Genomic DNA, 20,802 nt, shown 5'->3' with positions numbered 1-20,802 from the left:
GGAAGGGCTCTGAAGCGCATATCGCAACTGGGCAAAGACCACCGGATTCAACCGGCTGGCCGGAAACGACAAACGATTGGAGTTATCGATGTCTGAAGCCACTGCCCTCGCCCAAAGCGAGGAAAATTTTTCATCCCTTCTTGAGGAGAGCCTTCGCACAACCGAATCATTCGAACACGCCGTCGTGAAGGGACGGGTGGTCGGGGTAGAGGGCGATTACGCAATCATCGATGTCGGTCTCAAGGCAGAGGGCCGCATCCCGCTCAAGGAATTCGGCCATGGCCCAGGCGCCAAGGTGCAGCCGGGCGACACGATCGACGTTTATGTCGAGCGTATCGAGGACAAGAACGGCGAAGCGGTCCTGAGCCGAGAGAAGGCGCGGCGCGAGGAGTCCTGGACCGCACTCGAGAAAGCCTTCAAGGAAAATCAACGCGTCAACGGCGTTATCTTCGGCCGCGTGAAGGGTGGCTTCACGGTCGACCTGAACGGTGCGGTTGCCTTTCTACCCGGAAGCCAGGTGGATATCCGCCCGGTGCGCGACGTCTCGCCGCTCATGGGCCAACCCCAGCCCTTCCAGATCCTGAAGATGGACCGCCAGCGCGGCAACATCGTCGTCTCGCGGAGAGCTGTCCTCGAGGAGACTCGGGCTGAGGCGCGGACCGAGCTTGTCGCCAATCTCAAGGAAGGCCAGGTTCTGAAGGGAGTCGTAAAGAACATCACCGACTACGGCGCCTTCGTGGATCTCGGCGGCGTCGACGGCCTGCTCCACGTGACCGACATCGCATGGCGTCGCATCAACCATCCCTCCGAAGCGCTTCACATCGGCCAGACGGTCGATGTGCAGGTGATCCGCTTCAATTCGGAGACCCAGCGCATCTCCCTCGGCATGAAGCAGCTCGAGGCGGACCCGTGGGAAGGGGTGGCCGCCAAGTATCCGGTCGGAGCCAAGTTCAAGGGCCGCGTCACCAACATCGCCGATTACGGCGCCTTCGTGGAACTCGAGGCAGGGATCGAAGGACTCGTTCACGTCTCCGAAATGAGCTGGACGAAAAAGAACGTGCATCCCGGCAAGATCGTCTCGACGAGCCAAGAGGTCGAGGTGATGGTGCTCGATGTCGATCCGCAGAAGCGCCGCATTTCGCTCGGCCTCAAGCAGTGCATGGAGAATCCTTGGGCGGGCTTTGTCGAGAAGTTTCCGATCGGCACCGAGCTCGAGGGTGAGATCAAGAACATCACCGAGTTCGGCCTATTCGTCGGCCTGCCCGGCGACATCGACGGCATGGTGCACCTTTCCGATCTTGCCTGGGACCGCCCTGGCGAAGAAGCCATCAAGGATTACAAGAAGGGCGACAATACGAAGATCAAAGTCCTCGACGTCGACGTGGAAAAGGAGCGTATTTCCCTCGGCATCAAGCAGCTCACCGACGATCCTTTCGAGCGCACGGCGACCTCGATCAAGAAAGGCGACGTGGTCACCTGCACCGTCACCAAGGTCCTCGACAACGGCATCGAAGTCACGGTTGCGGATGGCGCCACCGGCTTCATCCGCAAGGCCGAGCTGTCGCGCGACCGTGTCGATCAGCGCCCCGATCGATTCGCGGTTGGCGAGAAGGTGGATGCAAAGGTAATCAGCGTCGATCGTTCCACCCGTCGCTACTCGCTCTCGATCAAATCGCGGGAGATCGAGGAGGACAAGCAGGCGATGGCGCAGTTCGGTTCATCCGACAGCGGTGCATCGCTCGGCGACATTCTCGGTGCCGCCCTCACCCGTGCGAGCAAGGCCAAGAAGGCCAAGGCCGAAAGCGAGGATGAAAGCGCAAACGGCTCGGAGAGTGGCGAGGAGAAGTAAGTCGCCGACATCCTTGGCGTTGAATCGCGGGTGCGCCGGCCCTCAGGTGGCGCGCCCGTTTTTTTTGGCAATTATCCAGCGTACCCCACAGCGCGCACCGCACTCTCGACCGGGGTCAAATGGGGACGGAAAAAGCACGTTATCTGAGTGACTTATCCTTGACGGCCGCCTTCCGCTCTGGCAGGCTTCCGTGAAACCCGGCACACCATTAAAGAAACTGGGGAGCCCGGGAAGGGGGGTCGATGTCGATGACCAAGTCCGAGCTGATTCTGCGCATCGCCGAGCGGAACCCGCATCTTTATCAGCGAGACGTCGAGCGGATCGTTTCCACGATCTTCGACGAGATCTCGGCCGCACTCTCGCGCGGCGATCGGGTCGAGTTGCGTGGATTCGGCGCGTTTTCGATCAAAAGGCGCGGCTCGCGCCTCGGACGCAATCCGCGCACGGGCGCTGCCGTCGCAGTGAGCGAAAAACACATTCCCTTCTTCAAGACCGGCAAGGAGCTGCGCGAGCGGCTCAATGGAAAGAAGTAAGCCCGCCGTCGCACCGCATCGTTTTTCCGGCCCGCCGAGGTGGGGTTCATGAGGCTGATCCGTTGGATCGGCGGCGTCTTCGTCGCCGTGCTTCTCATTCTCTTTGCCGTGTCGAACCGTACGACCGTCCCGTTGCGGATTGAGCCGCTGCCGTATCTGATCGAGGCGCCGCTCTATGCGGCGTTGCTGCTCAGCCTCATCGTCGGCTTCGTCCTCGGCGGCATTGCGGCTTGGCTTGGCGCCCGAAAATGGCGCCGCCGGGCCCGGGCGGCCGAGCGCGAGTGTGAACGCGCAAAAAGCGATCTCGCCGAGGCGCGCAAACAAGCCTTGGCCGCCGGGCCGAAGGCTCCTAGCTCACCGGCAGCCGCCGAGCCGCCGCGCTTGCCATACGCGAGCTGAACGAATTCAAAAAGAAGACACGACAATGCGCATGGTCGCCGCCGTCGAGGCGGTCCTCGACCAAGCGCGGCTGCTCGTTCGGTTGAGCGATAACGGCAATACCTTCTTCAATTCGTCGGCGCGGTGTTCGAGTACCTCGCGGCGGCGGCGCTGGTGACCGAGCGGCTGAGCACCCGATCCCGGCAGGCTCGGCTGTGGCTTCCTGCCGCAGCGATCTGCTATAGAGGCCGCGCAATGGCGAAACGCATGACGGAATCATGACCGTTTTGGATCGAACCTTTGCGCGCTCTGCTTCGTCGAAGGATGGGTTTCCGGTGTCGAGATGACGATTGCGGTCAAGATTTGCGGCGTCAACGATCGCGTTGCGGCGAAGGCGGCGGCGGAAGGCGGTGCGGCCTTCGTCGGGCTCGTCTTCTATCCGCCTTCGCCCCGCTTCGTGAAGCCGCGTCAGGCGGCCGACATCGTTTCGGTATTGCCGGCGGGTATCGAGCGCGTCGGCCTCTTCGTCGACGCGGGCGAGGGTGCCATCGAGGATGTGCTGAGCAAGGTGCGGCTCGACATGCTGCAGCTTCATGGGGACGAGTCGCCGGATGACGTGGTGGCGCTCAAGGCCCGCTTCGACCTGCCGATCATGAAAGCCATCAAGATCGCCGCCGCCGAGGATCTGACGCAGGGCGAGCGTTATGCCGCTGTCGCCGATTGGCTCCTCTTCGATGCGAAACCGCCCAAAGCCATGACGAGCGCGCTTCCAGGCGGCAATGCGCTGCGCTTCGACTGGGAGCTGCTTGCCGGAAGGAAATGGCCGAAACCATGGATGCTGTCGGGTGGCCTCCGCGAGGAAAATCTCGAAGAGGCGGTAAGAATCACCGGTGCAACGGTCATCGACGTTTCGTCCGGCGTGGAAATCAGTCCCGGCCACAAGGACCCCGCGCGCATTCGCGCCTTCATCGCCACCGCGAAGCGGCTTTGATCGAACGGCCATGAAGGAAAGCCATTCCATCCCCGGCCTGCGCCGGGCGGGCGCCGAAGATGCGGGACCGGTTACGTCCCTCGTCCGTACCGCCTACGGCAAGTATGTGGCACGCATCGGGCGGGAGCCCAAACCCATGACCGTCGATTATTCGCATCGGATCGCTGCGCACCAGTTTTGGCTCGTCGAGGAAAAAGGAGCGATCATCGCGGTATTGGAGTTGATCCCGGAACCAGATCATCTCCTTGTCGAAAATATCGCCGTCGATCCGTCTCGGCAGTCGAGCGGCCTCGGGCGAATGTTGATGGCATTCGCGGAAGAGGAGACGCGCCGGCAGGCCTATCGTGAGCTACGGCTTTACACGAACGACCATTTCACGGAAAACATCGCGCTCTATGAACGGATCGGCTTTCGTGAGACCCACCGGGAGCCGTACAAGGGCTCGCAGACGGTCTATATGTCGAAGCCGGTTCGGTAGCCTCGAAGTTCGACGACATCGGAGCCCCGGAGGAATTCGCCGTCAGAGCGCCTTCCGGTAAACGACGAAGCCCGAGCGCGCGGCGACCTTGTCGTAGAGCTGCATCGCCGTCAGGTTGGTCTCGTGGGTCTGCCAATAGACAACCTTCGAGCCGGCAATTCTCGCGCGTTCATAAACACCTTCGATCAGCGCACGGCCGACCCCTTTTCCCCGCGCCTCCTTGCTCGTGAAGAGGTCCTGCAAATAGCAGGTGGGGCCGAGCATGATCGTGCTGCGATGAAAGAGGTAATGCGTCAGACCGAGGAGCCGCCCACCGGATTCGGCGACAAGCGCGTGCACCGGCTCGTAGGCGTCGAAGAACCGTGCCCAGGTCATTTGCGTAATCTCCTTGGCAAGGGCAGTCTTGCCCGAGCGGCCGTAAAATTCGTTGTAGCCGTCCCAAAGCGGCAGCCACTCTGCGAAATCGGTGTGGGCGATGGGGCGAATTGTCAGGGGTGCGGACATTGCGATTCCTGCGCTGACTTCGGCGGCCGAAAAAGGCGCTCGTGATTCAATTCTAGTGTGGCGGATTTGAAGTTCCTGTCATTTAGGTGGCATCCACGTTTAGGAACTTCAAACCCGAATACCACACTCGATACATTATATTCCTCGTGTGGCTTTGAATCCGAAAATCGCTCACGGTCCCGCACCCGGATAGGGCGAATTTCGGGTTCGCCACACGAGTGTGTCGGATTTGAAGTTCCTAAGATTTTGGGTCCCGTCCTTCCGCTTTGACCTTTGCGGGCCTATGTGGTTCATTCCCCGGCCGGAAAGGGTCACAACAAGCGTCATGAGCCAGCCGAGGACGAAGGCCCGCGAGGGCGCCAACACCTATCGCGCCGGCCCTGATGAGCGCGGGCACTTCGGCGATTACGGCGGTCGTTTCGCTGCCGAAACGCTCATGCCCCTCTTGCACGAGCTCGAACGGGCCTACGCCGCGGCCAAAGCCGATGCCGCCTTCCAGGCCGAACTCAAAGGCTATCTCTCGGACTATGTCGGAAGGCCAAGTGCGCTAACCTTTGCAGCACGCCTGACGGAACGCTTCGGCGGCGCCAAGATCTATCTCAAGCGCGAGGATCTGAACCATACGGGTGCGCACAAGATCAACAACTGCGTCGGCCAAATCCTGCTTGCGCGCCGCATGGGCAAGAAGCGCATCCTTGCGGAGACCGGCGCTGGCCAGCATGGCGTCGCGGCAGCAACCGTCGCAGCACTCTTCGGCTTGCCGTGCACGGTCTACATGGGTGCGGTCGATGTCGAGCGGCAGAAACCCAATGTGTTTCGCATGCGTCTCTTGGGTGCGGAAGTGAAGTCGGTCACGTCCGGCTCGGCCACGCTCAAGGACGCCATGAACGAGGCGTTACGCGATTGGGTCGCCCATGTCGATGACACCTACTACATCATCGGATCGGTCGCCGGACCGCACCCCTACCCGACGCTCGTGCGCGATTTCCAAACGGTGATCGGCGAGGAGGTCCGCACGCAGTTAATGACGGTCGAAGGTCGGCTTCCCGGCACGCTTGTCGCGTGCGTGGGCGGAGGCTCGAACGCGATGGGACTCTTCCACCCCTTCCTCGACGATACCGGCGTGCGCATCATCGGTGTCGAAGCGGCGGGCAAAGGGGTCGAGACCGGACTCCACGCCGCAACCCTCACCGCCGGACAACCCGGCGTCCTGCATGGCAGCCGAACCTATCTTCTGCAGAGTAAGGACGGCCAGATCCACGAGGCGCATTCGATTTCCGCCGGGCTCGATTACCCGGGCGTTGGGCCTGAGCACGCCTGGCTCAAGGATGCAGGCCGCGTTGAATATGTCTCCGTGACCGATCGGGAGGCGCTCGATGCGTTCCAGCTTTGCACCAAACTCGAAGGCATCATTCCCGCCCTCGAGACCGCGCACGCGCTTGCGCATATCGCCAAGATCGCTCCCACGCTTTCGCCGGATCATCTGATCGTCGTGTGCTTTTCCGGGCGCGGCGACAAGGACATCTTCACGGTCGCCCAGACGCTCGGCGCAGCGCTGTGACAAAGCGGCCCGAGAACCGTATCGCACGGCGCTTTGCCGCCCTCGCCGCGGAGCGGCGTGCGGGGCTTGTCGCGTTCGTGACCGCAGGCGATCCCGATCCCAAGACCTCCCTGGAACTCGTCAAGGGTTTGCCCAGCGCCGGTGCCGATTTGATCGAACTCGGCATGCCCTTCTCCGATCCGATGGCGGATGGCCCTGCGATCCAGGCCGCCAGCCAGCGCGCACTCAAAGCCGGCGCCAACATGTGTGAGACCTTGGGTCTTGCAAGCGCCTTTCGAGCAGGCGACCCGGAGACACCGGTCGTGCTCATGGGCTATTACAACCCGATTTATCGCTATGGCCCCGTGGCCTTCGTGCGCGACGCGGCCGCGGCCGGCGTTGACGGCCTGATCGTCGTCGATCTTCCGCCCGAGGAGGACGAGGAGCTACGACCGCTCGCCGAAGCGGAAGGAATTGCCTTCATCCGCCTTGTCGCCCCCACGACCGACGACGCCCGGCTCGCGACCCTGCTGCGGGATGCAAGCGGGTTCGTCTACTACATCGCGATCACTGGGATTACCGGCACTCGCACGGCGGCGATCGGCGCCGTCGAGAGCGCGGTTTCACGAATCAAGACAAGGACGAAGTTGCCGGTCGCCGTCGGTTTCGGCATCAAGACGCCCGAAGACGTAGCGAATTTCGCACGGGTCGCGGATGCAGCGGTGGTCGGTTCGGCACTCGTCGAAAAGATCGCGGCCGGCCTCGACGGCAGCGGCCGCGCCACGCGGCGGCTCGTGCCCGAAGCGCTCGATTTCGTCCGCCGCCTGAGTGCCGGCGTCGAGCGCACCCGCGAGGCAGGGAGAGGGGCACCGTGAACTGGCTTACCAATTTCGTCCGTCCGCGCATCCGCGCCCTCGTCCAGAAAACGGACGTACCCGACAAGCTCTGGCACAAATGCCCCAAATGCGGACAGATGATTTTCCACCGCGAGCTTGAAAGCAATCTCGCGGTATGTCCCCATTGCGAATATCACATGCGACTCTCCGCCGAGAAGCGAATCGAGATGCTGCTCGACGGTGGCCAGTATCACAAGATCGAGCTGCCGAAGACCGTGCTCGATCCATTGAAGTTCCGCGATCGCAAACGTTATGGCGACCGCCTGAAGGAGGCGCAGACCAAGACCGGCCTCGGCGATGCGCTCGTCGTGGCGCACGGTCGCATGGGCGGTTTGCCCGTTGTCGTCGCGGCGTTCGAATTCGACTTCCAGGGTGGGTCGATGGGCGTTGCGGCTGGCGAGGCGATCGTCGCCGCGGGGCGACTTGCGGTCCTTCAGCAAGCCGCACTCGTCGTGGTACCGGCCTCGGGCGGGGCGCGAATGCAAGAAGGCATCCTCTCGCTCATGCAGATGCCGCGCACGGTGATTGCGATCGAGCAGGTGCGCGAGGCGAACCTGCCCTACATCGTTGTGCTCACCGATCCGACGACCGGCGGCGTTTCCGCCTCCTTCGCAATGCTTGGGGACGTGCAGATCGCCGAGCCGGGGGCCGTGATTGGATTTGCGGGCGCACGGGTGATCGAGGAAACCATCAAAGAGAAGCTACCTGAAGGCTTCCAGCGCGCCGAATATCTCCTGGAGCACGGCATGGTGGACATGGTCGTACACCGCCGCGAGCTGCGGGACACCATCTTGCGGGTGCTAGGCCTGCTCATGAATCGCCAGCCGGCAGCACCCGTTGTCGCCCTGAACAAGCCCCAGGTGGGAAAAGGTGCAGCCCCAGCCGAGTGACCTTGTCCTGGAGCGGCTCCTCGCACTTCATCCGAAAGCGATCGATCTCTCGCTCGGACGCATCGAACGTCTGCTCGACCGCCTTGGCCATCCCGAGAATCGGCTTGCACCTGCCGTCCATGTCGCCGGTACGAACGGGAAGGGGTCCACGGTTGCCTATATGCGAGCCTTCCTCGAGGCAGCTGGCTGTCGCGTGCAGGTTTACACCTCGCCGCATCTCGTGCGCTTCGCCGAGCGCATTCGGTTGTCGCGCGGTCTCGTCAGCGATGACGAGCTCACGGCCCTCCTCGAGGAATGCGAGCGCGTCAATGGCGGCGAGCCGATCACCTTCTTCGAAATCACGACGGCCGCCGCCTTCCTTGCATTTGCACGCGAGGAAGCCGACGTACTGCTCCTTGAAGTCGGGCTCGGCGGGCGGCTCGACGCAACGAACGTCGTAAAACGTCCCGCGGTTTCGGCAATTACGCCGGTCTCGATCGACCACACGCAATTTCTCGGCAACACACTGGAAGCAATCGCGTTCGAGAAGGCCGGCATCCTGCGCCCGGGAGTGGTGGCGGCGATCGGGCCGCAATTGCCGGGTGCGATGGGCGTCATCGAGGCACAGGCTGAGCGCCTTGGAACGCCGCTCTATCGATTCGGCGTTGAGTGGCGGGTCGATCCGACTTCCTCGGGCATACGCTACGAGGGGCAGCGCTGGCGGCTCGATTTGCCGCGGCCGGCACTTCTCGGCGCCCATCAAATCTTCAATGCGGGCGTTTCAATCGCTGCGGCGGAAAGACTCGAGGGATTCCATATGACACCCGCGCATCTAAAGGCCGGTCTTGCCAATGTGGAGTGGCCAGCGCGTCTGCAAAGGTTGGTGCTAGGACCGCTGCGGAACCTGTTGCCTGAACCGGCATGGGAGCTGTGGCTCGACGGCGGGCACAATGCCGCGGCGGGCGAGATTCTTGCAGCCCAGGCGTCGCAATGGACCGATAAGCCGCTGGCACTCGTCTACGGCATGCTCAAGACGAAGGACGCCGCACATTTCCTCGCCCCGTTGGCGCCCTATTCCACAGCCCTTCGCGCCGTGACGATTCCCGGCGAGGTCAATAGCCTGCCCGCGGAAGAAGCGTGCGCCTACGCTCGCGCGGCGGGCCATCGGGCCGAGGTCGCCGACACCGTCGACGCCGCGGTGCGCGAGCTTGTCGCCACACTCGACAGGCCAAGCAGAATTCTCATCTGCGGCTCGCTCTATCTCGCCGGCAAGGTGCTGGCTGAAAACGGATGACGCCCTTGGGCCTACCCTACCGTGCTGCTGCATCATTTCGCGATCGAATGAACGATCGCACGAAAACCACGATCACAACGGAATTGCGGTTGCATACTTGACGCGCGAGAGACAAAAACTCGTTCGGAACCGCTTTATATTGTGCTCGCTCGCAAGCACGCGCCGGGCAAAGCCGTTGTAGCTATCGATGTCAGGGCAGGTGACGACGAGGAGGTAGTCGATCTCACCCGACACGAAATAGCATTGTTGCACCTCCGGCTCCGCGGAAATTTTGTGCTCGAAACCGGTCAGCGCGTCGGCGCGTTGCCGGTCCAGCTCGACACCGACGAAGGCAATAATGCTTTGGCCGACCTTCGCGGGATCGACCAATGCAACGTCCCGCTCGATGACGCCAAGGTCCCGCAGACGCCGCACGCGCCGCAAACATGGCGGGGGCGAAAGCCCGACACGTTCGGCGAGCGTAAGATTGGTGACTTGATTGTCCTCTTGGAGGATCGCGAGGATCTTGCGGTCGATGGCGTCGAGCTCGACGGGTTGTGCCGCAACCGGGTCGGCGCGCTTGCGTTTGGCTTCGACCATGATCTTTCCTTAAATTTCGCGAAGACCACCTTCACCTATTTCACCATGAAAAGAATGAAATGATAATAAGAAATTTCTTTATTTTGATTTCGCACTAAACTTTCGACGCTCGAGACACAGGAGGAGCGATATGGCCCGAGACACGGGAGCCGCTGCAAACCGCATCGAAATACACGACCCTGGCGCCTTGGCCGCAGCGCGTGCCGTTCTCGACGCGTGCGCCGACGCGCGCGAGATGGGTGACGCCGTCAAGGCGGCGGTAAAACGCAACGCGCGCTGGCGCGGCGAGCAATGCATCAACCTCCTCGCCCCCGAGGCGCCGACGAGCCCGTCGGTCCGCGCCATTCTCGCGAGCGAGATCGGAACCCGGGCGGCCGAAGGCCATATCGGCCCGGTCAATCGCTGGTTTGCCGGGACAAAGCATATCGACGAGCTTGAAGCGCTTTGCGTCGAGCTCCTGAAACGCTATTTCCGGTGCAATTACGCCGATCACCGGATGTGCGCGTCCATGATCGGAAATGCCGTCGTCTACACGGCACTGACTGCACCCGGGGACATCATCATGTCGGCGGCACAGCCGGTCGGCGGACATTCTTCGAATAGGATCGACGGGCCGGCTGGCGCCATGGGCCGCAAGATCGTCGATATCCCATTCGATCCGAAGGAACTCGTCGTCGATCTCGATGCATTCCGCGTCTCTGCCCCCCTCGTGCGCCCGAAACTTATCGCCCTCGGGCTTTCGATGACCCTCTTCCACCAGCCGGTCGCCGAAATGAAGCAAATGATCGGTGAGTGGGGCGGACGGCTCTTTTTCGACGCGGCCCACCAACTCGGCCTGATCGGCGGCCGCCAGTTCCAAGACCCGCTTGCCGAGGGCGCCGATATCATGACGGGATCGTCCGGCAAGACATTTTCGGGCCCGCAATCGGGCATCATCTTGTGGGACGATCCGGAAATCGCCGAAGCCGTGACGACGGCGGTATTTCCCGTCTGGGCGGCGACACATCAGGTCAACCGGGTCGCTGCACTCGCTCTCGCGGCGGCGGAAGCCGTCGCATACGGGGAGCCTTTCATGGCGCAGATCGTGAAGAACGCAAAGGCGCTCGCGCAGGCACTCGATGAACGCGGCATTCCGATGTTGGGCGCTCACAAGGGCTTCACCGAAACGCATCAGGCGATTGCCGACGCGCGCCGTTTCGGCCGAGGGCTCGAGGCGGCGCGACGGCTCGAACGCGCAAATCTCATCGTCAACAAGAACCTCATCCCCGACGACGAGCCCAAGAACTGGGATTATCCCGGCGGCTTGCGCATGGGGACCATCGAAGTGACGCGCCTCGGCATGAAGGAGCGACACATGGAGGCCATTGGCGAGTTGATCGCGCGCGTGCTCGTGCGTGGCGAAGAGCCGGAAGTGGTCAAGAAGGACGTCCTCGACCTGCGCGAAGCATTCCAAACGCTCTATTATTGCTTTGAAACGGGGCTGCCTCCGGCGTAGGTCACGATCCGCCGGCCGGAATGGCGCGGGGGCGGTCGATTGGGCCAACCACACGGCGGAGAGGGAGCACTTACGTAAAACGAAGACCCCGCCGTCGCCGGCGGGGTCTTCTCAAATCAAAAATGAATTAGTCTCCGATCAAAGCACCGACTGCACCCATTCATAAAGCTTGCTCTTCGCGAGGGTGCCCATCTTCATCGCCGCGACTTGCCCGCCTTTGAAGAGCATGAGCATTGGAATCCCGTTCACGCCGTACTTCTGAGGGGTCTTGGGATTCTCATCGACATTGAGCTTGGCCACCTTGATCTTGGCCGACATATCCCTCGCCAGATCCTCGAGTGCCGGCGCGATTTGCTTGCAGGGGCCGCACCACTCGGCCCAGAAGTCCACAAGCACTGGGCCGGAAGCCTTGAGAACATCGGCCTCAAACGAACTGTCCGAAACATTGGTCGTCGTCATTTATTAGTCCTTTCAATGAGTTGGACCCAGCTAGCGCCCCTACGCCAAGCCCTTGTTGTGAAAAGAATCTAGGGTCGAGATTGGTCCAAGGTCAAGGCGCGTAAGGGTCGAGCACAGCGTCTGGGAGCGGCATGAGGCGGGGGCCATCCGTCCAGAGAAGGGCACAGCGCACACGCCGGGGCGGGTAGATCGCGCGCAAAAGTGCGCGGTATGCCGCCATCTGCCTGAGATAGACGACCGCGACATCCCCGACCTCGACGGGTGGGGGGCGGTTCGTCTTGTAATCGAGGATTATGACATCCCGGTCCCCGACCAGAAGGCGATCGATTTGGCCTGAAATGATCTCGTCCCCGCGCTGGCCAGCGATCGTGCCGACGACCGGCACTTCGGCGCGAGAGCCCGGACCGAAAAGGGGTGCAAAAGCAGGATCGGACAGAACGGCGAGCGTTTCGCGCGCGATCTCGGTTCGTTCGATCTCACCGAGCTTATGCACGGGCCGCGCAAGAAAGCGCTCCGCGGCACCTTGGCGGGCTTCGGGCGGCAGGTTCGGCAATGTTTCGAGAAGGCGGTGGACGAGGTTGCCCCTGCGGAAGCGCCAACCATCGTCGGGCCCGAGCGGCGAGCGCACCGGCGGTTCAGCCTCATTCGGGCGGGAGGGAGCGAACGGGCGAGCGGGCACTGGCTCCGCGAGCGGCATCCGCTTAGTCCATCTGGGCATGGCCTCGTCGGATTTGGGGTCTCCGGCCTCGCGCCGCGATAGAGCGGGCTGTGCCGTTTGTTTCGACCGAAGCCGCCAACCTCGCCCGCTCCAGCCTTCCGCGGTCTCACCGGCACAGTCGAAGTCGAAGGGCTCTGCAATCCGTTCGAGGCCCTTCGCGACGAGGTTATGCCACGATCCCTCTACCGGCTCTTTCACGCCGCGCCAGCCGCAAACATAGAGCCTGTCTTCCGCGCGCGTCATCGCAACGTAGAGGAGGCGGCGATATTCTTCGTCGCGCCTTTTGTTCGCATTCTCGCGCAATTTCGATGCAACTTCTCCCTCGTGCGCGCGCCGCGGCGGCCAGAGGAACAGATCCTTGTCGGGTTCACCCCATAGCAGCCTCGGGCTTTGGGTCGGCACTTGCATGGTATCGGGGAGGATGACGATTGGCGCCTGCAAGCCCTTTGCGCCATGGACCGTCATCATGCGCACCTCGGCGCGCGCACCCGATTCGGGATCCCGCTTGATTTCGCCATCGCCCGCCTCGATCCAATGGAGAAAGCCTTCGAGGGACGGGACATGGCCTCGCTCGTAGAGGAGCGATTGGGCGAGAAACTCGTCGATCGGTTCCTCCGCCTCGAGGCCAAGTCGGGCCAGGATTCGTTCGCGTCCGCTTGACTCGCCCGGTTGACCGAAGTTGCCGAGGATCTCGGCGAACAGCTCGTAGGGCGGGACGAAATCCACTCGTTTCAAAAGCGTGGAAAGGTAGGCATGCGCGCCCGCGAAGGCCGGATCGATGCCGGCCCGGTGAATCAGCGATTGCCAAAGGGTGCGCGGCGCGCGGCCGTAGGCGAGTTCGAAGAGTTGCGTTTCGTCGAGGTCCACGAGCGGGCTTTTCAGGACCGTGGCGAGCGTCAGATCGTCTTCGGGCAAAAGAAGGAATCGGGCGAGCGCCAACAAGTCCATGACCGCGAGCTGTTCCGTCAATATCATGCGGTCGACCCCAGCGACCGGCACGTTTGCGGTTTTGAGCGCGCGCACGAGTTCCTCGACGAATAGGTCGCGTCGGCGCACCAGGACCATGATGTCGCCCGCCTCAATGGGACGGTTCTTCGATTCGAGAATTTCCTTTCCGTCGATCCAGCGCTTTATTCGCGCTGCGATGAGCGCGGCAAGCCGTGCTGCCGGCGAGTCCACACTTTCGCGGGCCAGGGGCAGCGACCACGGCTCAAAATCCGGCCGCTCGCGCGGGGCCACCGCCGGCCAAAGCTCGACGAGGCCGGCATGTCCCTCGCGATGGGCACGATGGCGTATCGCGCTGCCGGGTGCTGCCACGCCATCGCTTGCGGGCTCGATCGCAAAAACGGCGTCGACGGCCCGAAGTATGGCGGGTGCGGAGCGGAACGATATCTCGAGATCGACTGAGCGCCACGATTGCTCGGCCGACTTCACGCGCTCGGCAAAATGCCTGCGCATGTCGTCGAATGCCTTGGGATCGGCGCGCTGGAAGCTGAAGATCGATTGCTTGGCGTCGCCGACGGCGAAGATTGTCCGCGTCTCGGCTTTTGCACCCTCGCCCGCGAAGAATTCTTCCGCGAGCGCTGCGACGATCGACCATTGATCGGGGTTCGTGTCCTGCGCCTCGTCGATCAGGATGTGGTCGAGACCCAGGTCGAGCTTATAAAGGACCCATGCCGCGCCGGGCACTTCAAGAAGCTGCCGAGTTTTGAAAATGAGGTCGTCGTAATCGAGGCGGTTTGCGCGTTCTTTGTCGTGCTCGTACGCATCGAGCATGGCCGCACCCAGGCGCAGAAGGGCCGCCGTGGCAGTCGCCGTGATGGCCGCATTGCGGCGATCCTCGATGTCGAGAAGACGTAGCGCCTCGGCGCGGAGCGCTTCCTCGGCATGGGGTGCTGCGTCGCAAACCGCCTTGCTTGCGAGCTTCGCGCGAATCGACCCCTCTTTGGTCAAGAAGATCGAGCGATACGCCTCGAAACTATTCACGCGCCGCTCGGGTGCGGCAAGCCAAGCGGCAAGCTTCGCACCCCGTTCCCGGTCGGTGGACGTCCCCGCCGCGAGCGCTTCGGCCGCCGCGGACAGACCGGCCGCATCGAATGCCTCGTCCGCAAAGGCGCGCGCCAGGATTCCCGCAGGGGTGTCGGCGCTATTCAGTCCGAGGCGGCAATAGACGGCGGAGACCGCACCCTCGATCCCGCCGGCGTCGTCGAGCCCGCCCGAGAGCCGGCTTCGCTCTCGCACGAGATCGGCCATCAGTGCTCCGAATTCCTCTTCCGCGACGTGACTCGTCACTTCGGCAAGTGCGCGCGCCAGCGTATCTTCGCCCCCGGACCGCGCACGAGCGAGAAGGCTGTCGCGCGCGCGCGCCATAAGCTCGGCCGCACTACGCTCGTCCATCACTTCGAAATGTGGCGAAAGCCCCGCCTCGAGAGGAAAGCGGCGTAAGAGCGATTGGCAGAAGGCGTGAATGGTCATGATCTTGAGCCGGCCGGGCGCGTCGACGACCTGGGCGAACAGTCGTCGCGCGCGAGCGCGCCGGTCGCCCTCCGCCTTCGCTTGCGGAAGATCGTCAAGCATCTTGTCGAGTTCCGCGTCCGAATCGCTCGCCCAGGCGCCGAGGCGGATTGCGATGCGGTTCGCCATCTCAGCCGCCGCCGCCTTCGTGAAGGTGAGGCAAAGGATGCGCGTCGGCGGCGTGCCGGCAAGCAGCAAACTCAGCACGCGCTCGGTGAGGACCGACGTCTTGCCCGTGCCCGCTGATGCCGAGACCCATACGGATGCCGCGGGATCGGCCGCAAGGCGCTGATCCTTGCGTGGATCGAGCGGCGCCGAGGCCGTGCTCATTCGGTTTCCCCGTTTTGCGCTGACCATTCCTTGACGCGTGCCAGATGCTCGTAGTCGCTGAACCGAGGTGCGTAGTCGGGCCGTGGCCGGGCCTCATAACCGGTCTCGATCTGATCGAATTTCGCGATCAGATGCAAAAGTCCGGCAAGGGCATCGTGCGCGAGGTCAACCGGATTTGCCTTGAGCTCGATGATCTCGCCCGGCCGTTGTCCGCCGGTGAGACGCCAAAATGCAAGCTCCGTCACGTCCTCGGCCGAGACACCGCGAAAGGCGCCCTCCATTGCCATCGCTGCTTCTAGCGAAAGCTGGGGTGCGAGACCCGCCTTCACGTCGCCGATCTTCGGCACCGTGCCGGTCTTGTAGTCGACGATGGCAAGCCCACCGGCTTTCAGCCGGTCGATGCGGTCGGCGCGTCCGGTGAGCGTGAAAAGCCTGCCGGCCGTTTCGAAAACGAGGGCACCGGTGACTTCGCTTAGCGACTCCTCGATCCGCGGTCGCCGGTCATGCTCGCTTTCGACGAACCACGCGGCAATACGCTCGAAGCGCGGCCACCAAAAGGTGCGCACGCCGGGTCGGTCCAGCAAGGAGCGAAAGACATCCTCGCCGATCTTGAGGAGTTCCCCAAAAGCCTCGGGCGGCAACGCGCCCGGGAATTTCCTGACGAAGCGGTCGAGAATGCGGTGAATAAAGATGCCTCGATCGGCGGCACCGGGGTCCGCGTCGAGCGGATCCAGCGGATCGAGACGCAGGATGTGGCGGGCATATATGGCGTAGGGATCGCGCATCCAGGTTTCGATGTCCGTGACGCTGAGCCTGCGCGGTCGCGCGTCGAGCGGGGGCTTGGGTGCTGGCGGCAATATTGACGTCGCGGGGTGCGGCGGACGGTCGAGATTTCGATACCAGCCGAGTAGCGTGCTTGGAAAATTCCGCTCAAGCCGAAGTCCGACCGCTCGCAGAAGGTTGTCGAGGCGCAACAACCAGCGCGCGGGTACCGTCGGCGTGCCATCGACCTTGAGCGCGCGCGTCAACACCACCTCGCCTGCAGCGCTCGCTTGCGCAAAATCGTGTGCGGAAAGCCCAATACGACGCTCGGGCTCGGGCAAGCCGAAATCGATCCGCATCGGACGAGACATCCACGGGTCGACCGCCGGCTCCTGCGGCCAGGTGCCTTCATTGAGCCCGCCGAGGATGAGAAGGTCTGCGTGCTGGAGCCGTGCTTCGAGGGGACCCCAGATGAAGAGACGCGGGTGACGGCCGTATTTCGCCCGCACCACGAGGCCGGAGAGAAGCGCGCTAAAGAAGCCCGGATACGCAACACTATCGATTGCGGGAAATCGCAACGCGGCGGCGCGAAGTTCTGCGATGAATCCGGCCGCCTGTTCGCCCGCGTCCCCCGCCCAGAGTCGGGCGAAACCTTCTTGCGATCCGCTCGTCGCTAGCGCCTCCGCCGCCTTGACGTGCGCGTCGATCGCTTGTGCGACATCGAGGGTGCGGCTTTGGAAAAGATCGTAAAAAGGCGCCAATGCGGCCTCGAGCCCGTCGACGACCTTCAGCAGTGACGACCGCTTACCGACTTCGACCGAGATGAGGGCCTCGCGCAAGCCGTTGAAACCGGGTGCTGGGCGCGCACCGCGCAACACTGCCATTTCGAGAGCCCGCACGCGACGGCGAAACTCGCCGGGCTCCTCGCCGCATGCCGCCAACGGGTGTTTGAGGAGCGAGACGAGCGGGACGGGTGCGAGGTTTTCCGCCGCGGCCTCGGCCAGAAGGCGCAAAAATGCACCCGGTGGCGTGGCGTCGAGCGGCGTCCCCGCCGAATCGTCGACTTCAATCCCCCAACGTTCGAGATCGACCGCAACACGCCGGGCAAGTGCGCGATCCGGCGTCACCAGTGCAGCCGTACGGCCGGGCGTTTCAAGGGCTTCGCGCATCAAAAGGGCGATGGCTCCGGCCTCCTCTCGTGGGGTCGGACAATCGACGCGGTTCAGGCCACGGGTGACATTATCTGGCAGCGCTTCGAGCCGGCGCCAAGCATCGGTGGTGGCGGCGGGGCGGAGCGCTTCGGCGAGAAGCAATGCCCGCCCTGGATGCGCCGCCTCGATGCCCTCGCAAGGCCAATCCTCGACGTCGCCACGCTCGATTCCGATGCGCTCCAGAAGGCGCTTCAGGGCGAACTGCGGGTGACTTGGCTCGAGTGCATTCCAAGCGTCGGAGTCGGTGTGCCGGTCGAGTCCCGGTACGACCACGCGCCCATTCGACAACCGCGCGATTATGGCTAGGAGCTCCGCGGTCGCCGGAATACTGCCGGTCGAACCTGCCGCGACGATGGGGTCCACGGGTGGGTTGGCGCGCCACAATGCGGCTTGCGCATCGAGGAGACGATTGCGCCGTGCGGAAGGGTCGATCGAGCCTTCCTCCTCGAGCACTTTCGGCCAGTGCTCGGTCACGATCCGCAGAAAATCGAGCGTGATCTGCCAGTGCGCCGCATAGCGCGCGGGCACAAGGGTCGCGAGCCGATCGAAGCCGAGACGCTCGGTCTCGGCCTGGTCGATGAGCCGCCCGAGTTCGGCGGCGAGGCGCACAGCCTGCTCGGGCGAGCGCCCGTCCACCTTGCGCGCGAGCTCGGCGAGTAGCAATCGACGGCGCAATTCGGGAATTGCCGGGGGAATGTCCAGATTTGCGTCCGCGAGTGTCGGGTCGGCGCTCGTGAAAATCAGTTCGTCTTCGTCCATATCGCCGATCGGCGTCATGCGGGGTAGAAGCAGCGCCTTGCCCACCGAGCGGCGAAGAAATGCCTCGCGCAGGCTGCGCGAAGCGCGCCGTGTCGGCAGGAGCACGGTATAGCGTGCGAGCCGCTGCGGGTCGTCGCGGCACTCCGCGAGCAATGTGGCGGCAAGGGCGTCGACGAAGGGAACGCCAGGTGGAATCGTAAATACGTGCGTGGGGGCGATGCTCATTCCATCTCGCCGTTTGCGCGTTTGACGAGATTTCGTTCCGCCAGTACGAGCGCTTCGGGCGTGCCGACGTGAAAATAAGCACCTTCATGGCGAAGGCCGTGCAGCCTGCCCGATGCGGCGGCGCGGTCGTAAAGCCGGTTAAGCGAAAATTTCCCGACCGCCAATCCCGTGAAGAGCCGGGGCGAGAGGATTTGTAGGCCGATGAATAGGAACGGCGCTGACGCACCCTTGGCACGGCGTGTGAGACGCCCTTCTGGCCCCAGATGGAAATCGCCTTTTCCGTCGTAGCCGCTCGCGAGTTCGACGGGCTTCAAGAGGAGAAGTGCATCCATGTGCGCATCATCCCACGCACTTGCCAAGCGATGGAGAGTGTCGACAGCACCGTCGAGCCAAAGCGAGTCGCTGTTGATGACGAAGAAGGAGCCCGGCAGCAAATGCGATAACGCATTCGCCACGCCCCCACCAGTATCGAGAAGTTCGACCTCGCGAGAGATTACGATATGCGGACGCCGGCGCGCCGCAACGTGCCGCTCGACGAGTTCCGCCAAATGGAAGGTGTTGACGACGACAGTTTCCACGCCGGCAGCGTCGAGCCGATCAAGACAGCGGTCGAGCAGGGTGCGGCCCGCCACGGTCACGAGCGGCTTCGGAATCCGGTCGGTGATCGGGCGCATACGGACGCCAAGCCCGGCGGAAAGTACCATGGCGCGCTTCGGAACACTCATAGCGCAAAATCGCACGGCGGGATCCGCCGCAGATGCGGTGGTATATTCAAGTCAAGCCAGGCCTTGACGGGCAAGAGAGCCGGGTGGCCGAGCGCATGGTCGACAAGACGCCAGACGCGGGGCAGATGCCGCAAGTAGTCGGGCTTGCGGTCGCGCACGCAAAGGCGCGTGAAGACGCCGACGATGCGCATGTTGCGCTGAGCGCTCATGACGGCGCACGAGGTGCTGAACGCCGCGCGGTCGAGTGCCTGAAACGCGTTGAGATAGCGCCCCAGCATCGCGTCCCGAAGTGAGGCCGGCACATCGCGCCGCGCATCCTCGAGGAGCGAGACGAGATCGTAGGAGATCGGGCCGATCACCGCGTCTTGGAAGTCGAGGAGGCCGCATGCGCCAACGCCCTCGCGGCCTTCGAGCAGCATAAGGTTTTCGGGAAAAAAGTCGAAGAGCACGAGCGTCTCCGGCACCCCGTTCGCAGCCGGCAGCACTAGCCGCCACGCGTTGAGATATTCCGCGCGCAAATCTTCGGAAGTCGGCCGGCCCGTGACCGCGGGCAGATACCAATCGAGGACGTAGCCGACTTCACGCAATGGCCGTTCTCCGACGAAGGGAAGGACAGGTGCTGCCACCGCACCGGGATGACGATGGAGTGCGATAAGCGTGTCGATGGCAAGTGCGTAAAGCGGCGCCTTGTCGCCGGTGCCGTCGATCAGCCGCGCCATGTTGGCATCGCCGAAATCTTCGAGCAAAAGCAAACCAGCCTCTTCGTCGATTTCGAGGATGTGTGGCGCTGAAAGCCCCAGGGAGGCAAGATGGCGCGCGAGGGCTGCAAAGGTGCGAACGTTTTCGCGCTCCGGCGGCGCGTCCATCAACACCGCCTTGGCCCCTGTCGCACGAACGAGTCGCTCATAGCGTCGAAACGAAGCGTCGCCCGCGAGCGGTTTTCGCGCGGCCTGGCCCCATCCGATTTCGCCGAGGAACAATTCGATCCGGGCCTGACGTGCCTCAGTTTGGCGTGGGCTCAATCCGCGAGCTCCCGAAGGCGTGTCACCCAGCGTTCGTCATAGGCAATAAGGCGTGCGTGCCGTGCATCGCTGGCATCTTGGAAGCTTAGCATAATATCGAGCCGCTCGTCCGGCAGCAGCGGGCCCAGGCGCTCGGGCCATTCGATCAGGCTGATGCCTTCGGAAAATGCGTCTTCGAGATCGAGTTCATAGGCGTCGGTAAACCGCTCGAGCCGATAGAGATCGAAATGGAACACGCTCACACCGCCTATGTCATAGGTTTGTACGAGCGTGAAGGTCGGGCTCGGCACCTCCTCCGCCCCACCCAGAGCGCTAATGTAGGCGCGGGCGAATGCTGTCTTCCCCACGCCGAGAGGGCCCGAGAGTGCCAGGATATCCCCGGGAAGCGCTCCATTCGCCAGCGCTTGTGCAAGGCGCTCCGTCGCGGCCAAATCGCCCAGCACCAAATCCCGCGTCAAGCCATCCGCGCGCTTTTCCCCGGCCCTGCACCCGTTGGGAAGGGTCATCCGAGCCGCCTCCGAATCGTCTGCGCCTCTCGCCGTTCGACCCACATCTGTAGTCGCATCTTGCGATTTCTCGATCAAAATTTGGCGCTTGCCCAGCAAATCCCGCCCGACTGTCATTTTTGTCCGCGAAGTACCGCGCGTAAAGGGCGGCCTCTGCGGCGTCAT

At 63.1% G+C, this 20,802-nt stretch carries 19 protein-coding genes; 11 read left to right on the top strand and 8 right to left on the bottom strand.

Features of this window, described 5'->3' with window-relative positions:
* Positions 1–88 precede the first annotated feature (88 nt).
* From rpsA to VEJ16_10165, 6 genes are all read left to right on the top strand, one after another.
* A complete protein-coding gene (gene rpsA / locus VEJ16_10190) occupies positions 89–1,849 on the top strand; it encodes a 30S ribosomal protein S1 (protein HYB10030.1) in 1,761 nt (586 codons plus the stop codon).
* Between the two features lie 248 nt (positions 1,850–2,097).
* Positions 2,098–2,382 carry an integration host factor subunit beta gene (gene ihfB / locus VEJ16_10185; protein ID HYB10029.1) on the top strand — a complete coding sequence of 95 codons (285 nt, stop codon included), beginning with the start codon at positions 2,098–2,100 and terminating at the stop codon, positions 2,380–2,382.
* Positions 2,383–2,430: 48 nt separating this feature from the next.
* A complete protein-coding gene (locus VEJ16_10180; GenBank protein HYB10028.1) occupies positions 2,431–2,781 on the top strand; it encodes a LapA family protein in 351 nt (116 codons plus the stop codon).
* A 25-nt stretch (positions 2,782–2,806) separates the two neighbouring features.
* Positions 2,807–2,938: a hypothetical protein gene (locus VEJ16_10175; protein ID HYB10027.1), complete on the top strand. Its 132-nt coding sequence runs from the start codon at positions 2,807–2,809 to the stop codon at positions 2,936–2,938.
* 165 nt (positions 2,939–3,103) lie between these two features.
* Positions 3,104–3,751 carry a phosphoribosylanthranilate isomerase gene (locus VEJ16_10170; protein ID HYB10026.1) on the top strand — a complete coding sequence of 216 codons (648 nt, stop codon included), beginning with the start codon at positions 3,104–3,106 and terminating at the stop codon, positions 3,749–3,751.
* A 10-nt stretch (positions 3,752–3,761) separates the two neighbouring features.
* Positions 3,762–4,229 (top strand): GNAT family N-acetyltransferase, encoded by a 468-nt coding sequence (locus VEJ16_10165; GenBank protein HYB10025.1) that lies wholly within the window; start codon positions 3,762–3,764, stop codon positions 4,227–4,229.
* Between the two features lie 42 nt (positions 4,230–4,271).
* Here the strand turns inward: VEJ16_10165 and VEJ16_10160 are convergent, their stop codons facing one another.
* On the bottom strand, positions 4,272–4,733 hold the full coding sequence (locus VEJ16_10160) for a GNAT family N-acetyltransferase (protein ID HYB10024.1): 462 nt from the start codon (positions 4,731–4,733) through the stop codon (positions 4,272–4,274).
* Positions 4,734–5,058: 325 nt separating this feature from the next.
* On the opposite strand from VEJ16_10160, the gene trpB reads away from it, so the two are divergent.
* From trpB to VEJ16_10140, 4 genes are read left to right on the top strand one after another with little or no spacing between them, the layout of a single operon-like run.
* On the top strand, positions 5,059–6,294 hold the full coding sequence (trpB, locus tag VEJ16_10155) for a tryptophan synthase subunit beta (GenBank protein ID HYB10023.1): 1,236 nt from the start codon (positions 5,059–5,061) through the stop codon (positions 6,292–6,294).
* Positions 6,291–7,148 (top strand): tryptophan synthase subunit alpha, encoded by an 858-nt coding sequence (gene trpA / locus VEJ16_10150; protein ID HYB10022.1) that lies wholly within the window; start codon positions 6,291–6,293, stop codon positions 7,146–7,148. Before trpB ends, trpA begins: the two co-directional genes overlap by 4 nt.
* Complete coding sequence (gene accD / locus VEJ16_10145) at positions 7,145–8,059, top strand: acetyl-CoA carboxylase, carboxyltransferase subunit beta (GenBank protein HYB10021.1); 915 nt, start codon at positions 7,145–7,147, stop codon at positions 8,057–8,059. The genes trpA and accD overlap by 4 nt, the downstream gene beginning before the upstream one ends.
* A complete protein-coding gene (locus tag VEJ16_10140) occupies positions 8,040–9,332 on the top strand; it encodes a folylpolyglutamate synthase/dihydrofolate synthase family protein (protein HYB10020.1) in 1,293 nt (430 codons plus the stop codon). The genes accD and VEJ16_10140 overlap by 20 nt, the downstream gene beginning before the upstream one ends.
* Positions 9,333–9,404: 72 nt before the next feature.
* Here the strand turns inward: VEJ16_10140 and VEJ16_10135 are convergent, their stop codons facing one another.
* Entirely contained in the window at positions 9,405–9,911 is a 507-nt protein-coding gene (locus VEJ16_10135) for an Lrp/AsnC family transcriptional regulator (protein HYB10019.1), read from the bottom strand.
* A 130-nt stretch (positions 9,912–10,041) separates the two neighbouring features.
* On the opposite strand from VEJ16_10135, the gene VEJ16_10130 reads away from it, so the two are divergent.
* Positions 10,042–11,406: an aminotransferase class I/II-fold pyridoxal phosphate-dependent enzyme gene (locus tag VEJ16_10130; protein HYB10018.1), complete on the top strand. Its 1,365-nt coding sequence runs from the start codon at positions 10,042–10,044 to the stop codon at positions 11,404–11,406.
* A gap of 138 nt (positions 11,407–11,544) precedes the next feature.
* On the opposite strand, the gene trxA is transcribed toward VEJ16_10130, so the two are convergent.
* The 6 genes from trxA to tsaE form a co-directional block, all read right to left on the bottom strand.
* On the bottom strand, positions 11,545–11,865 hold the full coding sequence (trxA, locus tag VEJ16_10125; GenBank protein HYB10017.1) for a thioredoxin: 321 nt from the start codon (positions 11,863–11,865) through the stop codon (positions 11,545–11,547).
* Between the two features lie 91 nt (positions 11,866–11,956).
* Positions 11,957–15,427 carry a double-strand break repair helicase AddA gene (addA, locus tag VEJ16_10120; GenBank protein ID HYB10016.1) on the bottom strand — a complete coding sequence of 1,157 codons (3,471 nt, stop codon included), beginning with the start codon at positions 15,425–15,427 and terminating at the stop codon, positions 11,957–11,959.
* The gene (gene addB / locus VEJ16_10115; protein ID HYB10015.1) at positions 15,424–18,384 is read right to left on the bottom strand and encodes a double-strand break repair protein AddB; all 2,961 of its coding nucleotides are present in this window, start codon (positions 18,382–18,384) and stop codon (positions 15,424–15,426) included. Before addB ends, addA begins: the two co-directional genes overlap by 4 nt.
* On the bottom strand, positions 18,381–19,109 hold the full coding sequence (locus tag VEJ16_10110) for a nucleotidyltransferase family protein (protein HYB10014.1): 729 nt from the start codon (positions 19,107–19,109) through the stop codon (positions 18,381–18,383). Before VEJ16_10110 ends, addB begins: the two co-directional genes overlap by 4 nt.
* Positions 19,106–20,131 carry a phosphotransferase gene (locus tag VEJ16_10105; protein ID HYB10013.1) on the bottom strand — a complete coding sequence of 342 codons (1,026 nt, stop codon included), beginning with the start codon at positions 20,129–20,131 and terminating at the stop codon, positions 19,106–19,108. Before VEJ16_10105 ends, VEJ16_10110 begins: the two co-directional genes overlap by 4 nt.
* On the bottom strand, positions 20,128–20,637 hold the full coding sequence (tsaE, locus tag VEJ16_10100) for a tRNA (adenosine(37)-N6)-threonylcarbamoyltransferase complex ATPase subunit type 1 TsaE (protein HYB10012.1): 510 nt from the start codon (positions 20,635–20,637) through the stop codon (positions 20,128–20,130). The genes VEJ16_10105 and tsaE overlap by 4 nt, the downstream gene beginning before the upstream one ends.
* Between the last annotated feature and the right edge of the window lie 165 nt (positions 20,638–20,802).

The sequence above is a fragment of the Alphaproteobacteria bacterium genome (genome assembly GCA_035625915.1).
In the GTDB taxonomy this organism is placed as follows: Bacteria; Pseudomonadota; Alphaproteobacteria; order JACZXZ01; family JACZXZ01; genus DATDHA01.
This window is presented reverse-complemented; position numbering and strand designations above follow the sequence as displayed.

Excerpts from the sequence above, each read along its gene's own strand:
- rpsA (HYB10030.1), top strand. The coding sequence starts at position 89 with ATGTCTGAAGCCACTGCCCTCGCCCAAAGCGAGGAAAATTTTTCATCC.
- ihfB (HYB10029.1), top strand. The coding sequence starts at position 2,098 with ATGACCAAGTCCGAGCTGATTCTGCGCATCGCCGAGCGGAACCCGCAT.
- VEJ16_10180 (HYB10028.1), top strand. The coding sequence starts at position 2,431 with ATGAGGCTGATCCGTTGGATCGGCGGCGTCTTCGTCGCCGTGCTTCTC.
- VEJ16_10175 (HYB10027.1), top strand. The coding sequence starts at position 2,807 with ATGCGCATGGTCGCCGCCGTCGAGGCGGTCCTCGACCAAGCGCGGCTG.
- VEJ16_10170 (HYB10026.1), top strand. The coding sequence starts at position 3,104 with ATGACGATTGCGGTCAAGATTTGCGGCGTCAACGATCGCGTTGCGGCG.
- VEJ16_10165 (HYB10025.1), top strand. The coding sequence starts at position 3,762 with ATGAAGGAAAGCCATTCCATCCCCGGCCTGCGCCGGGCGGGCGCCGAA.
- VEJ16_10160 (HYB10024.1), bottom strand. The coding sequence starts at position 4,733 with ATGTCCGCACCCCTGACAATTCGCCCCATCGCCCACACCGATTTCGCA.
- trpB (HYB10023.1), top strand. The coding sequence starts at position 5,059 with ATGAGCCAGCCGAGGACGAAGGCCCGCGAGGGCGCCAACACCTATCGC.
- VEJ16_10135 (HYB10019.1), bottom strand. The coding sequence starts at position 9,911 with ATGGTCGAAGCCAAACGCAAGCGCGCCGACCCGGTTGCGGCACAACCC.
- VEJ16_10130 (HYB10018.1), top strand. The coding sequence starts at position 10,042 with ATGGCCCGAGACACGGGAGCCGCTGCAAACCGCATCGAAATACACGAC.
- trxA (HYB10017.1), bottom strand. The coding sequence starts at position 11,865 with ATGACGACGACCAATGTTTCGGACAGTTCGTTTGAGGCCGATGTTCTC.
- addA (HYB10016.1), bottom strand. The coding sequence starts at position 15,427 with ATGAGCACGGCCTCGGCGCCGCTCGATCCACGCAAGGATCAGCGCCTT.
- addB (HYB10015.1), bottom strand. The coding sequence starts at position 18,384 with ATGAGCATCGCCCCCACGCACGTATTTACGATTCCACCTGGCGTTCCC.
- VEJ16_10110 (HYB10014.1), bottom strand. The coding sequence starts at position 19,109 with ATGAGTGTTCCGAAGCGCGCCATGGTACTTTCCGCCGGGCTTGGCGTC.
- tsaE (HYB10012.1), bottom strand. The coding sequence starts at position 20,637 with ATGACCCTTCCCAACGGGTGCAGGGCCGGGGAAAAGCGCGCGGATGGC.